The 14,579-nt window shown below is 64.1% G+C and carries 14 protein-coding genes; 8 read left to right on the top strand and 6 right to left on the bottom strand.

The window, feature by feature from the left end; all coding sequences use genetic code 11:
* Positions 1 to 65: 65 nt before the first annotated feature.
* From HK401_RS11135 to HK401_RS11115, 5 genes are all read left to right on the top strand, one after another.
* The gene (locus HK401_RS11135) at positions 66 to 1,277 is read left to right on the top strand and encodes an NAD(P)/FAD-dependent oxidoreductase (RefSeq protein WP_181274717.1); all 1,212 of its coding nucleotides are present in this window, start codon (positions 66 to 68) and stop codon (positions 1,275 to 1,277) included.
* Positions 1,278 to 1,381: 104 nt separating this feature from the next.
* On the top strand, positions 1,382 to 2,917 hold the full coding sequence (amaB, locus tag HK401_RS11130; protein WP_181274716.1) for an L-piperidine-6-carboxylate dehydrogenase: 1,536 nt from the start codon (positions 1,382 to 1,384) through the stop codon (positions 2,915 to 2,917).
* Between the two features lie 312 nt (positions 2,918 to 3,229).
* The gene (gene map, locus HK401_RS11125) at positions 3,230 to 3,997 is read left to right on the top strand and encodes a type I methionyl aminopeptidase (RefSeq protein WP_166970416.1); all 768 of its coding nucleotides are present in this window, start codon (positions 3,230 to 3,232) and stop codon (positions 3,995 to 3,997) included.
* Positions 3,998 to 4,102: 105 nt separating this feature from the next.
* Positions 4,103 to 5,452 carry a DNA repair protein RadA gene (gene radA, locus HK401_RS11120; protein ID WP_181274715.1) on the top strand — a complete coding sequence of 450 codons (1,350 nt, stop codon included), beginning with the start codon at positions 4,103 to 4,105 and terminating at the stop codon, positions 5,450 to 5,452.
* Positions 5,453 to 5,536: 84 nt separating this feature from the next.
* A complete protein-coding gene (locus tag HK401_RS11115) occupies positions 5,537 to 5,929 on the top strand; it encodes a VOC family protein (protein ID WP_258234145.1) in 393 nt (130 codons plus the stop codon).
* 3 nt (positions 5,930 to 5,932) lie between these two features.
* Here HK401_RS11115 and HK401_RS11110 read toward each other — a convergent pair whose 3' ends face one another.
* On the bottom strand, positions 5,933 to 6,643 hold the full coding sequence (locus tag HK401_RS11110) for a hypothetical protein (RefSeq protein ID WP_181274714.1): 711 nt from the start codon (positions 6,641 to 6,643) through the stop codon (positions 5,933 to 5,935).
* Between the two features lie 117 nt (positions 6,644 to 6,760).
* Here HK401_RS11110 and HK401_RS11105 point away from each other — a divergent pair, with 117 nt between their 5' ends.
* Positions 6,761 to 7,789: an iron-sulfur binding domain-containing protein gene (locus HK401_RS11105; protein WP_181274713.1), complete on the top strand. Its 1,029-nt coding sequence runs from the start codon at positions 6,761 to 6,763 to the stop codon at positions 7,787 to 7,789.
* 1 nt (position 7,790) lies between these two features.
* Here HK401_RS11105 and HK401_RS11100 read toward each other — a convergent pair whose 3' ends face one another.
* Together HK401_RS11100 and HK401_RS11095 are read right to left on the bottom strand one after the other, a co-directional pair.
* Positions 7,791 to 8,375: an amino-acid N-acetyltransferase gene (locus HK401_RS11100; protein WP_181274712.1), complete on the bottom strand. Its 585-nt coding sequence runs from the start codon at positions 8,373 to 8,375 to the stop codon at positions 7,791 to 7,793.
* 170 nt (positions 8,376 to 8,545) lie between these two features.
* Positions 8,546 to 11,086, bottom strand: coding sequence for an ATP-dependent Clp protease ATP-binding subunit (locus tag HK401_RS11095; protein ID WP_181274711.1), 2,541 nt, complete (start codon positions 11,084 to 11,086; stop codon positions 8,546 to 8,548).
* Between the two features lie 150 nt (positions 11,087 to 11,236).
* On the opposite strand from HK401_RS11095, the gene HK401_RS20735 reads away from it, so the two are divergent.
* The gene (locus HK401_RS20735; protein WP_258234176.1) at positions 11,237 to 11,437 is read left to right on the top strand and encodes a hypothetical protein; all 201 of its coding nucleotides are present in this window, start codon (positions 11,237 to 11,239) and stop codon (positions 11,435 to 11,437) included.
* The gene (locus HK401_RS11090) at positions 11,368 to 12,126 is read left to right on the top strand and encodes a macrolide 2'-phosphotransferase (RefSeq protein ID WP_309135975.1); all 759 of its coding nucleotides are present in this window, start codon (positions 11,368 to 11,370) and stop codon (positions 12,124 to 12,126) included. The genes HK401_RS20735 and HK401_RS11090 overlap by 70 nt, the downstream gene beginning before the upstream one ends.
* Positions 12,127 to 12,417: 291 nt before the next feature.
* Here the strand turns inward: HK401_RS11090 and HK401_RS11085 are convergent, their stop codons facing one another.
* The 3 genes from HK401_RS11085 to lysS are packed head-to-tail and all read right to left on the bottom strand — an operon-like array spanning position 12,418 to position 14,523.
* Entirely contained in the window at positions 12,418 to 12,747 is a 330-nt protein-coding gene (locus HK401_RS11085) for a histone-like nucleoid-structuring protein Lsr2 (protein WP_181274710.1), read from the bottom strand.
* Entirely contained in the window at positions 12,713 to 12,958 is a 246-nt protein-coding gene (locus HK401_RS11080) for a hypothetical protein (RefSeq protein WP_181274906.1), read from the bottom strand. The genes HK401_RS11085 and HK401_RS11080 overlap by 35 nt, the downstream gene beginning before the upstream one ends.
* Before the next feature lie 5 nt (positions 12,959 to 12,963).
* Positions 12,964 to 14,523 (bottom strand): lysine--tRNA ligase, encoded by a 1,560-nt coding sequence (lysS, locus tag HK401_RS11075; protein ID WP_181274709.1) that lies wholly within the window; start codon positions 14,521 to 14,523, stop codon positions 12,964 to 12,966.
* Positions 14,524 to 14,579 lie beyond the last annotated feature (56 nt).

Raw genomic sequence — 14,579 nt, 5'->3', positions numbered from 1 at the left:
TCGGCATCCTCCGCGGCCGTGGCGGCCGTTGATGGTCGCCGCAGCAGCAGAAAGCGAGGTGCCTCATGGAAACCCCGTCAACCCCGAGCACTGCCGAAGACACATTCCCCACCACCGCCTCGGTCGTCATCATCGGTGCCGGCGTGATGGGTGCGTCCATCGCCTTTCACCTGGCCGAGCGCGGCATCGAGGATATCGTCATCGTCGAACGCGACTCCCCTGGCTCCGGCTCGACGTCGAAGGCCGCCGGCGGAGTGCGCTGCCAGTTCTCCGATGAGGTCAACATCGCCTTAGCCGCCCGCGGGCTCGAGGTTCTCTCGACCTTCGAGGGCGACTTCGGCATCGACATCGGCCTCGTGCGCAACGGCTACCTCTTCCTCCTCGATTCCGACGAATCCGCCGAAGCGTTCGCCGCCAATGTCGCTCTGCAGCAGCGGATGGGGCTCGATTCACGGATGCTCACCGTCGCCGAGGTCGCCGAACTGGCCCCGTATGTGAATACCGATGGCCTCGTGGCCGGGGCTTTCAACCCCGGTGACGGTCACTGCACCCCCGAGGCCGTCGTGTCCGGATACATCAGCGCCGCCCGTCGGCTCGGTGTGCGGGTGCTCAAGTCCTGCGAGGTCACCGGGTTCGAGACCGGGGAAAACACCAGGAGTGGGGATAGCACCGATCGGCGGGTCACCTCGGTGATCACCGACCGCGGCACCATCGCCTGCTCGCAGGTCGTGGCCGCGGCCGGGGCCTGGTCCGGACTCATCGGCGAACTGGCCGGAGTCGACCTTCCCGTCCGACCGCTTCGGCGGGAGATCATGGTCTCCGAACCCGTCGACTTCGACACGACGCGGATGCCCTTCACCATCGACTTCACGACCAGCTACTACGTCCATCCGGAAGGCTCCGGACTGCTCTTCGGCTGTCCCGATGAGGCAGACGACTGGTCCTTCAACGACAAACGGGATCCGAACTGGCTGGCCACCCTGGCCGAACACATCGAGGCCCGTACCCCGGAACTCGGTGATGTGGAGGCGAAGCGCGGCTGGGCCGGTCTGTACGAGATGACTCCGGACCACAATGCGCTCATCGGCGAGGCCGAGGAACTGCCCGGGTTCTTCTACGCCTGCGGCTTCTCCGGTCACGGCTTCCTCATGGGCCCGGCCGTCGGGGAGGTCGTCGCCGACCTCATGACCGGCCGCGAACCCTTCGTCGATGTGAGCCCGATGGACAAGCGCCGCTTCGCGACCACCGGTCTGCGCAAGGAGCTCAACGTGGTCTGACCCGCACGCACTCACCCTCGCCAACCCGACGCCCCACCAACACGACAGATCACCACCGACCGGCCGAACAGCCGATCCGCACAACAGACGACGAAAGGATCACCATGACCGCACTGCCCACCGACCAGACCATCACCGACCTCCTCACCGAGGGACTCAGCGCGTGCGGGGTCAGCGCTGACGCGCTCAAGGAATCGGCCGCCTCGGCCAACCTTCCTGCCCGCTCCCCCATCACCGGACAGGACCTCGGCACGATCGCCGCGGACACTCCGGATTCCGCAGCGGACAAGATCGCCGCCGCACAACAGGCCTTCGAGGCCTGGCGCGACGTGCCGGCCCCCGTGCGCGGTCAGCTGGTCCAGCGCTGGGGTCAACTGCTCGGCGAGCACAAGGAGGAGCTGGCGAAGATCATCACCGTCGAGGCCGGCAAGACTCCATCGGAGGCCGCGGGCGAGGTGCAGGAGATGATCGATATCTGCGAGTTCGCGCTCGGTCAGTCACGGCAGTTGTGGGGCAAGACGATGCCCAGTGAACGTCCTGGTCACCGGCTGATGGAGACGTGGCATCCGCTCGGCGTCGTCGGGGTGATCTCGGCGTTCAACTTCCCCGTGGCCGTGTATTCGTGGAACACCGCGCTGGCGCTCGTCGCCGGTGACGCGGTGGTGTGGAAGCCATCGGAGAACGCGGTGCTCGCCGCTCTCGGGGCGCAGTCCCTGCTCGCCCGGGCCGCCGCCGAGGTGGGGGCACCGGAGAATCTCGCGCCTGTCCTCATCGGGGGTCGGGACATCGGTGACGTCATGGTCCGCGATGGGCGCGTGGCTTTGGTCTCGGCGACCGGTTCCGTGCGGATGGGCCGCGAGGTCGGACCGGTCGTGGCCGCACGGTTCGGGCGGATCCTGCTCGAACTCGGCGGCAACAATGCCGCGATCGTGACTCCGAGCGCGGACATCGATCTGGCCCTGCGCGGTGTGGTCTTCGCGGCCGCCGGCACCGCCGGTCAGAGGTGCACGACGCTGCGGCGGCTCATCGTGCACGAGTCAATCGCCGATGACTTCGTCGACAAGGTCGTCGCGGCCTACCGGACGCTGAGCATCGGGTCGCCGACCGATGACGGCGTGCTCGTGGGACCGCTCATCAACGAGGGATCGTACGAGGCGATGCAGTCAGCACTCAAGCAGGCCGAGTCCGAGGGTGGCAAGGTGCGGTGCGGCGGCGGACGCGTGCTGGCCGATGAGCGGCCGGACGCGCACTACGTCGAACCGGCAGTGGTGCGCATGCCCGGGCAGACGGCGGTGATGAAGGACGAGACCTTCGCTCCGATCCTCTACGTCGTGACCTATTCGGACCTCGACGAGGCGCTCGAGATCCACAACGACGTGCCGCAGGGACTGTCCTCGGCGATCTTCACCTCGGAGCTGGCTGAGTCCGAGAGGTTCCTGGCCCGATCGGACTGCGGCATTGCCAACGTCAACATCGGCACCTCAGGGGCGGAGATCGGCGGAGCCTTCGGTGGAGAGAAGGAGACCGGCGGTGGTCGTGAGTCGGGCACCGATTCGTGGAAGGCCTACATGCGGCAGGCCACGAACACGATCAACTACTCGGGCGAGCTGCCGCTGGCCCAGGGCGTCGAGTTCCTCTGAGGAAGCGGTTTCCGCATCTTCTCCCTCCTCGTTCAAGGGTGAGCACGTCTATCGATCCGTGCACCTATCGAAAATTGCGCCAACTCTTGAACGAGCGTTGGGAGCCTCTGACCGGCTCCCGCGAACCCCGGCCGAGCGCGCGTCTGTCTGGTTCGTCACGCACAGGCCCCTGACCACAGCGTCAGCGGCGACAGCAACTAGAATCGACAGTGAATCGCGCGCAGTGGACACCCCGCGCACCGCAGAAACAGCGCGCACCCGTGCACTCCCGCACGCCGCAGAAGCCCCGCGCACCGTCGAAGGAGAACCCCTGTGATCGAGCTGAAGACACCCGCCGAGATCGACAAGATGGCGGTGACCGGCCGTTTCGTCGCCAAGACTCTGGCCGAACTGTCTGAGATCGCGGAACCCGGCATGGACATCATGCACCTGGAGAAGCGTGCCCGAAAGCTCATCGAGGACGCCGGAGCCAAGTCCTGCTATTGGGACTACGCCCCGTCTTTCGGCGAAGGCCCGTTCCGCAACGTCATCTGCCTGTCGGTCAATGACGGAGTCCTCCACGGCAAACCGCACAGCTATGTCCTCAAGGACGGCGACCTGCTCACGCTCGACTTCGCCGTGTCCATCGACGGCTGGGTCGCCGACGCGGCACGTTCCGTCGTCGTCGGAAACGGCAGCGACGAGGACCAGCGACTCATCGACTCCACCTGGAACGGGCTGGAGGCCGGCATCAACGCCGCCCAGGCCGGGAACCGCCTCGGCGACATTTCGAAGGCCATCGGAGACGTTGCCGACGAACAGCGCATCCCGGTCAACCTCGACTTCGGCGGCCACGGACTCGGCCACACGATGCACGAGGATCCGCACGTGGCCAATCGCGGCAAGGGCGGTCGTGGGCTCGTCCTCAAGCCGGGCCTGACTCTGGCCATCGAGCCCTGGTGGTCCTTCACCTCGAAGAAGCTCACCGTCGACAAGGACGGCTGGACCCTGCGCCTGGCCGACGGATCGAACGGCGCACATTCGGAAAACACCATCGCCATCACCGAGGACGGGCCCCGAATCCTCACCACGCTCGACTGAGCAGGCTTCCGCACCCCCGTCCGAAAGGGCATCCGACGATGCGATCGTCGGGTGCCCTTTCGCATTTCCGCTCCTCGTGTCAGCTCCTCGTGCCAGAATTGCGGTATGTCATTCACCTGCACCGAATGCGGCTATTCGACCGTCAAATGGCTCGGGCGCTGCCCCGAATGCCAGGCTTGGGGCACCCTCGAGGAGAAGGGCGCGAACGCTTCGAAGGTGAAGACCAAGGTCAAGAAGTCCTCGGGCGCGAAATCGATCAATGAAGTCGACTCCTCCCAAGCCCAGGCACGGTCGACCTTCGTCAGTGAGTTCGACAGGGTGCTCGGCGGCGGAATCGTACCCGGTGCCGTCGTCCTCCTCTCCGGCGAACCGGGCGTGGGCAAATCGACGCTGCTGCTCGATGTTGCCGCCCGCATCGCGAAGTTCGGCACCAAGGTCCTCTACGTCACCGGTGAGGAATCCGCCGGTCAGGTCCGACTCCGTGCCGAGAGGATCAACGCCCTCGAAGACTCGCTGCTGCTCGCTGCGGAAACCGATCTCGGTTCGGTGCTGGGCATGATCGAGGCCGAGGCGCCGGAACTGCTCATCGTCGATTCCATCCAGACGCTCGCATCCTCAGAGGTCGAAGGAGTCCCCGGCGGCGTCACCCAGGTCCGGGAGGTCGCCGCGGCACTCATCAGGGAAGCCAAGGCCAAGTCCCTGCCCACAGTGCTCGTCGGCCACATCACGAAGGACGGCACGATCGCCGGTCCCCGCCTCCTCGAGCACCTCGTCGACGTAGTGTGCACCTTCGAAGGCGAGAAGCATTCACGTCTGCGCATGCTCAGGGCAGTCAAGAACCGCTTCGGACCCACCGACGACGTCGGCTGCTTCGACATGGAGGAGAACGGGATCAAGAGCCTCGAAGACCCGTCAGGACTCTTCCTCTCCCGCAGCGGATCGAATCCGCCGGGAACCTGCCTGACCGTCACTCAGGAAGGCAAGCGTCCTCTGCTCGTCGAAGTGCAGTCGCTCATCACCGAGTCCTCCGGGGGTCAGTCACGGCGATCCGTCTCCGGTGTCGACTCCTCGCGAGTGGCGATGATGTTGGCCGTGCTCAGTCAGAACATCCCTGGTGTCCAGTTGGCGAAGTCCGATGTCTTCGCCGCCACCGTCGGCGGGGCGAAGCTGTCCGAACCGGCCAGCGATCTGGCGATCTGCCTGTCCCTGGCATCGGCAGCGCTGGGCAGGCCGTTGTGGACGAAGTTCGTCGGCATCGGCGAGATCAGCCTGTCCGGTGAGGTCCGCAACGTCCCCAACCTCGGGCAGCGTCTCAACGAGGCCAGACGCTTAGGGATCACACATGCCATCGTCGCCAAGGAAGCCATGCGCAATGTCCCGGCACCGGACAATATGAAGATCAAGGAATGCGAGCACATCGCCGAAGCGGTGCAGGTTCTGCTCAAGACCTCCTGATTCGGGCGCCGGGTGCAGGGCCGGGCGCAGGCCATGTGCGAGAAAGTTCGGGACTTTCCCGCCTGAATGGAGCATCCTGGAGGTATGACCACGACAGTCTTTCCGGCGCTGAGGACCTCGGATGCGAACGCCACGATCGCTCTGCTGCTCACGCTCGGGTTCACTGAGCGTCTGATCGTCCGCAACGAATCGGACCCGGCGGTCGTCGACCATGGCGAATTCGCGCTCGGCGACACGGGCGGAATCATGATCGGCTCCGTCCGCAATGACGGATCGGCGCTCGACGCCGTGGGCGGCAGTTCGATCTATGTCGTCGTCGATACCGAACGTGAAGTCGACCGCCTCTACCAGGAGATCGTCGACATGGGACACGCCATCGTCAGACCAGTGGCGACGCAGGAGCACGGCGGCCGCGAATTCGACTTCCGCGACCACGACGGAAATTCGTGGGGAGTCGGGTCCTACCGCGGAGCGTGAGGTTCACCCCTCACCGTCATCGGACGTCTCGTCCGCACCCGACTTCTTGTCCTCGTCGGCTTTCTTCTTGTCCTCGTCGGCCTTCTTCTCGTCGGCCTCTTTCTTCTCTTTCGCCTTCTCGGCGGCGCTCTTCTCGAGTTCGAACTTCGCCGGCTTGCTCTGCTTGTCATCGAGTTTGACGACGAGTTCGTAGTCCCCGGACGCGAAGTCCTTGTTCGTCTTGTTGCAGTTCTTGTCGACCTGGATCCGATTCCACTTGAGCTTCGCGGTCTTCTCCGACTGCGGCGCGAACTCGGTCGAGACCTCTGCGTTCTCATCCTTCGATGCAGCACAGTACTTCGACGACCAGACCACGTCGCCGTCCTTCTTGACGATGAATTCCTGCTTCTTCGTACCGACCTCGATGAGGCAGGTCGCGTCATGGTCGTTCGCGATGACCATCCCGAACTCGGGTTCGTCGCCGTCCTTGACTGATTCCGGGTCGACCTTCGCCTTGAGCGAGATCTTGCCCTCGGGACACTTCCCGCTCGCAGCCTTCTCATCCGGCACAGGCGCCGCCGTCGTCGTCTCCTGTTCTGATGGTTCGGCCGTGACTTCGCCGTCGTCTCCCCCGCTGCTGCCGATCGCTTTGACGATGCCGACGATGCCCAACACCAGCAGTCCGAGGACGACGAGACTGAACACCGCCAGCGTGATGCGGCGTCTGCGGTACACGTGGGCAGGCAGCTTCCCGCTAGACTGACGGGGCTGGCCAGCAGCTCGCTGCGGCTGCGAACCACGATTGGAAGGAGTCATCGCTTTGAGCCTAGGCAATTGCGAATGAGCATCCAAATGACACACCGAGTCACTCCCGAATCGACTTCGTCAGCGCCGGATTCGTCCTTCCCCGAGGTTGCCGAACCGGTACTCAGACGTGTGCAGTCCACGATCATCTCCTGGTTCGAATCGGCCGCCCGAGACCTCCCGTGGAGGCACCCCGAGACCAGCGCCTGGGCCGTCCTCGTCAGCGAGATCATGTCGCAGCAGACCCCGGTGTCACGAGTCGAACCGCGCTGGCGAGAGTGGATGTCGGTCTGGCCGACACCGGCCGACCTTGCTGCGGCCCCCACCGCCGAGGTGCTCCAGCGCTGGGACCGCCTGGGCTATCCGCGGCGGGCGCTGAGACTTCAGGAAGCCGCACGCGTCATCGCCGAGCAGAAGGACAACACCGTTCCCGACACCGCCGAGGAGCTCGAGGAGCTGCCGGGGATCGGATCCTACACGGCGGCCGCCGTCGCCTCCTTCGCCCACGGTCGTAGAACGACCGTTCTGGACACGAACGTGCGGCGCGTCCTCATCCGCCTCTTCGGCGGACGGGAACGCCCCACCACCTCGCCGAGCCGGAACGAGACTGCCTGGGCTTCCGGATTCGTCCCCGAGCACGACCATGTGCAATGGAACGCAGGCGTGATGGAGTTCGGGGCACTCGTGTGCACGGCGCGCAATCCCGACTGCGCCGCCTGTCCGCTTCAGGACATCTGCATGTGGAATCAGTTGGGCAGGCCAGCCTCGGCGACGAAGCCGAAGACTCAGAAGTGGGCGGGCACCGACCGGCAGCTGCGCGGGGCGATCATGGATGTGCTCAAGACCGGTCACGCCGCCGGTGCGGATCAGTCGGGCGTCGACATCGATCTGTTCACGACCTCGGTGACCGCGCTCGACCCGGATCTCCTCGACTCGCTCGATGAGCCGACGGCAGCAGCGTTGGCTCGCGTGCGCGAGCTGAGCACCGACGCGGAGAGGATCTCCCGCCTCATCGGCGACCTCATCACCGATGGTCTGGCGCAGAAGGACGACCGCGCGCTGACATTGCCGGGATGAGTCAGAGGTACTTGATCATCCGCGAATTGCCCAAGGTGTTCGGCTTGACCCGGGCCAGGTCGAGGAACTCCGCCACACCTTCGTCGGTGGAGTGGAGGAGTTCGACGTAGACCTCGGGAGAGACGGGGATGCCCTTGATCGGTTCGAAGCCGAGGGAGCCGAAGAACCCGGTTTCGAAGGTCAGGCAGAAGACCCGGTCGACGCCGATCTCACGGGCATCGGTCAGCAGCTGGCGGATGATCGCCTTGCCCACTCCCCTGCCCCGATAGTCGGGAGAGGTCGCAACCGTGCGTGCCTCGGCGAGGTCGGACCAGATGATGTGCAGGGCTCCGCATCCGGCCAGGATCTCGGAGCCGTCGGGCCGAGGATCGACAACCAGCCAGAACTCCTGCAGCGATTCGAAATAGGTCACCGTATCCTTGGCCAGCAGGATCCGTTCGGACGCCAGTGGAGCTACGAGTGCTTCGATGCCCTTGACGTCGCCCGTCCTGGCGCGACGCAGATACAGACCGCTGGGGAGTTCATGCTTGTGATGATGGTCTGTGGAGATCTGTTCGTGATCGAAGCCGGCGCCTGAAGAGCTCATGTCCTCATTCAACACCATCCGCCGACGCACGGGCGAAAGTCCGACTACCCTGCAGAGCCGAAACAACCGACTCTGCCGCGGACACGAAAGAGTCTGACTCCCTCGCGGACACGAAGGAGCCCGGGGCGACGGCCTCTGCCGTCTCCCCGGGCTCCTTTCGACTCAGTCGATCAGGCGGAGGTCTCCGACGATCCGCCGGAGCTTGACGAACCCGCGCCCGCGAGTTCGTTCTCCTCACCCTGATCGGGTGTGAGGCTCTCGGTCTCGGTGCCTTCGAAGGTGAACTCCGCGTCCTTGCCTTCGCCCTTGACGTCGACCTTGATGGTCTGCCCGCGGCCGATCTCCTTGAACAGGATCTTCTCGGACAGGGTGTCCTCGATCTCGAGCTGGATGGTCCGACGCAGAGGTCGGGCACCCAGGACGGGATCGTAGCCGCGTTCGGCGAGCAGGGTCTTCGCCTCGTCCGAGACCTCGACCTTCATGCCCTGATCGGCAAGACGGGTGTCGAGGCGTTCGAGGAAGAGGTCGACGATCTTGATGATCTCTTCCTTGCTCAGCTGCGGGAACACGATCGTGTCATCGACACGGTTGAGGAACTCGGGGCGGAAGTGCTGCTTGAGCTCTTCGTTGACCCGCTGTTTCATCCGGTCATAGTTCGTCTTCGTATCACCCTCGACCTGGAATCCGAGCTGGAGTCCGCTCGAGACGTCGCGCGTACCGAGGTTGGTCGTCATGATGATGATCGTGTTCTTGAAGTCGACCTCACGGCCCTGGGAGTCGGTGAGACGACCGTCTTCGAGGATCTGCAGCAGCGAGTTGAAGATATCCGAGTGGGCCTTCTCCACCTCGTCGAAGAGGACGACGGAGAACGGTTTGCGACGCACCTTCTCCGTGAGCTGACCGCCCTCTTCGTAGCCGACGTATCCCGGAGGCGAACCGAACAGCCGCGACACGGTGTGCTTCTCGGAGTACTCCGACATATCGAGGCTGATGAGCGAGTCCTCGTCACCGAAGAGGAACTCGGCCAGAGCCTTGGCCAGCTCGGTCTTGCCCACGCCGGTGGGACCGGCGAAGATGAACGATCCGGACGGCCGCTTCGGGTCCTTGAGACCGGCTCGGGTGCGACGGATCGCCCGCGAGATCGACTTCACCGCATCGTTCTGACCGATGACGCGCTTGTGCAGCTCGTCTTCCATCCGCAGCAGACGCGAGGACTCTTCCTCGGTGAGCTTGAAGATCGGGATGCCGGTGGCAGAGGCGAGCACCTCGGCGATGAGATCGGCGTCGACGACCTTCGAGGTGTCGGTGCCGGACTTGCGCCAGGCTTCGGTCTGCTCTTCCTTCTCCTTGACCAGCTTCATCTCGGAATCGCGCTCAGAGGCGGCGAGTTCGAAGTCCTGCGCGTCGATCGCGGCCTCCTTGCGGTGCCGAGCCTCGAGGATCTTCTCCTCCAGGTCACGCACCTCCTGAGGTACGGACAGACGTGAGATGCGCAGTTTGGCACCGGCTTCGTCGATGAGGTCGATCGCCTTGTCCGGCAGGTACCGGTCGTTGATGTAGCGATCGGACATGTTCACCGCCGCCGCGAGGGCACCGTCGGTGACGGTGACCTTGTGGTGCGCTTCGTACTTGTCGCGCAGACCCTTGAGGATCTCGATCGAATGCGCCAGCGACGGCTCGGGAACCTGGATCGGCTGGAAACGACGCTCGAGGGCGGCATCCTTCTCGATGTGCTTGCGGTACTCGTCGAGAGTGGTCGCACCGATGGTCTGCAGCTCTCCGCGAGCCAGCATGGGCTTGAGGATCGATGCGGCATCGATTGCGCCTTCGGCGGCACCCGCCCCGACGAGGGTGTGGATCTCGTCGATGAAGAGGATGATGTCGCCGCGGGTGCGGATCTCCTTGAGCACCTTCTTCAGGCGTTCCTCGAAATCACCGCGGTAGCGCGAGCCGGCGACCAGCGAACCGAGGTCGAGTGTGTAGAGCTGCTTGTCCGTGAGGATCTCTGGCACATCGCCGTTGACGATGGCCTGAGCCAGCCCCTCGACCACAGCCGTCTTGCCGACACCGGGTTCGCCGATGAGCACAGGGTTGTTCTTGGTCCGGCGCGAGAGGACTTGCATCACGCGCTGCATCTGCTCATGTCGTCCGATGACCGGGTCGAGCTTCGCCTCGCGGGCCGCTGCGGTGAGGTTGGTGCCGAACTGGTCGAGCACGAGCGAACCCGACGGAGCTCCCTCTTCGCGCCCGCCCGCGGAAACAGGTTCCTTGCCCTGGTAGCCGGAGAGCAGCTTGATGACTTCCTGGCGGACCCGTCCGAGGTCGGCTCCGAGCTTGACGAGCACCTGAGCAGCGACTCCTTCACCCTCACGGATGAGGCCGAGCAGGATGTGTTCGGTGCCGATGTAGCTGTGGCCCAGCTGCAGGGCCTCACGCAGGCTGAGTTCGAGGACTTTCTTCGCCCGTGGTGTGAAGGGGATGTGGCCGCTGGGGGCCTGCTGTCCCTGGCCGATGATCTCCTGGACCTGGTCCCGCACCTGTTCGAGGGAGATGTCCATGCCCTCGAGAGCCTTTGCCGCCAGGCCCTCACCCTCATGGATGAGGCCGAGCAGAATGTGCTCGGTTCCGATGTAGTTGTGTTTGAGAAGTTTCGCTTCTTCCTGCGCGAGCACCACGACGCGTCGTGCTCGGTCGGTGAACCGCTCGAACATATTCATCCTCCTCGGTCTTCTGATTCTTCTGAGCCTAACGACCATCGGCGCGGTTCTATTGCACGTTTCGCCATGAGCCGAAACCGTTTGGCTGTGGGCGAAATTCCCTAGACTCGAGGGATATGCAATCTGGTCAGAAGGGCCGTTTCTATGCCCGCCGATCGTTCGACAATCCGGGAATACGCTCTCGATCACGGTCTCGACCTCGTTGCCGAGTCCATCATGATCAACGAACTCGGCCTCGATTTCCAGCTCGCCATCGGCGAGGCCGTCGACGGCCGATCCTGGGTGCTCCGGATACCTCGCGCCCGGACGTCGCCGCCCGCGCCGCCGTCGAGGGGCGTTTCCTGAGGAATATCGCACCGCAGCTGAGCATCGCAGTCCCTGACTGGCAGATTCACACAGAGGAACTCATCGCCTACCCGCTTCTGCCGGGCACTCCCGGGTTGACGCTCGGCGATGACGGGCAGCCGCGGTGGCATGTCGATGTCGAGTCCCCCGAATACGCCGAATCGCTCGGTGGTGTGCTCGCCGAGCTGCACACCGTCGATCCGGATGCCGTTCGGGGCTCGGGCATCCCGATCCTCTCCCCCGCCGAGGTGCGGCAGCGCAAGCGCGATGACGTCGCACGAGTCGACGCCGAGTTCGACGTGGCGCCGAGCCTGCGTCGGAGATGGAGAGAGTGGCTCGACGACGACAGCTTCTGGCCGACGTTCACGGCTGTCACCCACGGCGAGGTGTATCCGGCTCATCAGCTCATGGATGGCCCGATCAACGTGGGCATCCTCGACTGGACGACCGCTGCCGTCAGCGATCCGGCACGGGACTTCGTGTTCCACCGCGCCAGCGTCTCTGCGGCTGCCTTCGAGATGACGATCGCGCGGTATGTCGAAGCAGGCGGTCGCGTCTGGCCGAGGTTCGCCGAACACTGCGATGAGCTCTACTCCGCCACGCCCGTGGAATTGGGACTCTTGGCACTGCAGACCGGCGAGCCGGAGCATCTGCAGGCTGCACGGACCCAGCTGAATGAACCCGCGTAGCGGCTCCGCCTGGATATCGGATATCCGCGTCGTTCATGCACCACAGGCTCCCTTGATGCGGCCCGGAATTCGCTGTCGTATTTGACTGCCCCTTCGCCCTCATGTCTTTCAAATTCTTAATTCCTGGCAATTGGCTGAGTTTGCGTATCCGCGAGGTTCTGCCCACGTACCTTGCCGTGGAACCCGCGGAATGCTCGTGATCTCAACACGAAAAAGTCCTGAGGGACCAGCGATGGAATTCGCTGGTCCCTCAGGACTGTCTTCGGAGTTCGCGGCTGCGAGCCGAGCCTCTTATTTCTCCGCGGCCTCGTAGGCCTCGACGATCTCAAGAGGAATCCGGCCGCGGTCACCGAGCTGGTAACCGTTGTTCTGGGCCCATTCGCGGATCTTGGCGGTGTCCCGCTTCGGGCCGGCGGGGCCGCCGCGACGGGCACGACCGCCGGTATTGGCTACGCGACGTGCTTTGGCGATGAATGGGGCGAAAGTCTCACGAAGCTTATCGGCATTCTCTGTTGAGAGCTCGAGTTCGTACGTTGCCTGGTCCAAGCTGAAGCGCACGGTTTCTGCCGCTTCGGTTCCGTCGAAATCATCCGTGAGAACGAGGCGCATTTCCCTTGCCATGTTCACTCTTTTCGTAATCAGAGGTTTTTGTCGCATTCATCCTAACATCTGATTCCGAATTGTTGTCGACTTCGTTAGCGTCAATCTCCGAATAGTATTTATCGACCTGTTCGCGCTCATTGCGATCGGCGCGGAGGATGTTCCTAATCACATACCAGAACAGCAGTCCGACGCAGATCGAGGGAAGCAGCGCTTTGAGGATTTCCATCATGTCGATCAGCCCTCCTCGACTGTGTCCTCGTGAGAAGCCGCCAAGGGCTTCGTGAATGGGAAGAGAATGGTTTCGCGGATTCCCAATCCGGTCAGCGCCATGAGCAGACGGTCGAGGCCCATACCCATGCCTCCGGTCGGCGGCATTCCGTGCTCCATCGCCATGAGGAAGTCCTCGTCGAGGCCCATGGCCTCATCGTCGCCGCGGGCGGCGTCGGCGGCCTGGGCTTCGAAGCGCTGACGCTGGATGACCGGGTCGACGAGCTCGGAGTAGCCGGTGGCCAGTTCGAATCCGCGCACGTAGAGGTCCCACTTCTCCACGACGCCCTTCTTCTCCCGGTGCTCGCGCACCAGCGGTGAGGTGTCGACGGGGAAGTCGGTGACGAAGGTCGGCTCCCACAGCCTGTCCTGGTAGAAGTGCTCCCACAGCTCCTCGACGTACTTGCCGTGCGAGCGGAACACTCCGTTGAGATCGACGTCGTGATCCGCTGCGATCGCATCGAGCACGTCGAGCCCTGTCTCGGGGGTGACTTCGACGCCGGACTCCTCTGACAGCGATTCGTACATGCTCACAACCGCCCAGTCGCCGCCGAAATCGTACTCCGAGCCGTCGTCGAGGGTGACGACGAGCGAACCGGTGGCGTTCTGCGCCGCGTTCTGGATCAGCGTCTTCGTCAGGTCCGCGATCGAATGGTAGTCGCCGTAGGACTGGTAGGCCTCGAGCATCGCGAACTCCGGGGAATGAGTGGAGTCAGCGCCCTCGTTGCGGAAGTTGCGGTTGATCTCGAAGACGTTCTCGATGCCGCCGACGATGGCCCTCTTGAGGAACAGCTCGGGCGCGATGCGCAGATACATGTCGATGTCGTAGGCGTTCATGTGCGTCTTGAAGGGACGCGCCGAGGCACCGCCGTGCATGGTCTGCAGCATCGGGGTCTCGATCTCGACGAAGTCCTGCTCGGCGAAGGTCTCCCGCAGCGAGGACATCACCTTCGCGCGGGTGAGCATCGTCTCGCGAGCCTGTTCGCGGGTGATGAGGTCGAGGTAGCGCTGGCGCACGCGGGTGTCCTCGGCGAGTTCGGTGTGCAGGCCCGGCAGCGGGCGCAGCGCCTTCGAGGCCAGCGTCCAGGCGTCGGCGAGCACCGAGAGCTCGCCGCGCTTGGACTTGATGACACGACCGTGCAGGAACAGGAAGTCGCCGAGGTCGACATCGGTCTTGAAGTCATCGAGGCGCTCCTGACCGACCTCACGCAGCGAGAGCATTCCCTGCAGGCGGGTGCCGTCGCCGGACTGGAGGGTGACGAAGCACAGCTTGCCGGTCGTACGGACGAAGACGACACGACCGATGACGCCGACGATGTCCTCGGTCTCGTCTCCGGCCTCGAGCCAGTCATGGGCGGCGTGGACCTCTGCCAGCGTATGGGTGCGCGGCACCTCGACAGGGTAGGCCTCGGTTCCGTCGTCGAGGAGACGCTGACGCTTTTCCTTTCGGATCCGGATCTGCTCCGGATCGAGATGCTCGGGTGAAAGGTCTGCGTTCTCAGTGGTCTTCGACTCGGTATTCGCCATGCTTCAAGGCTACCGTGCACCCGCCGCACGGGGGAATTCGGATGCCCTCGCTCACA

The sequence above is a fragment of the Brevibacterium oceani genome (genome assembly GCF_013623835.1).
Lineage (GTDB): Bacteria > Actinomycetota > Actinomycetes > Actinomycetales > Brevibacteriaceae > Brevibacterium > Brevibacterium oceani.
Note: the sequence above shows the minus strand (reverse complement) of the source record. Positions and strands in the feature narration are given on the sequence as shown.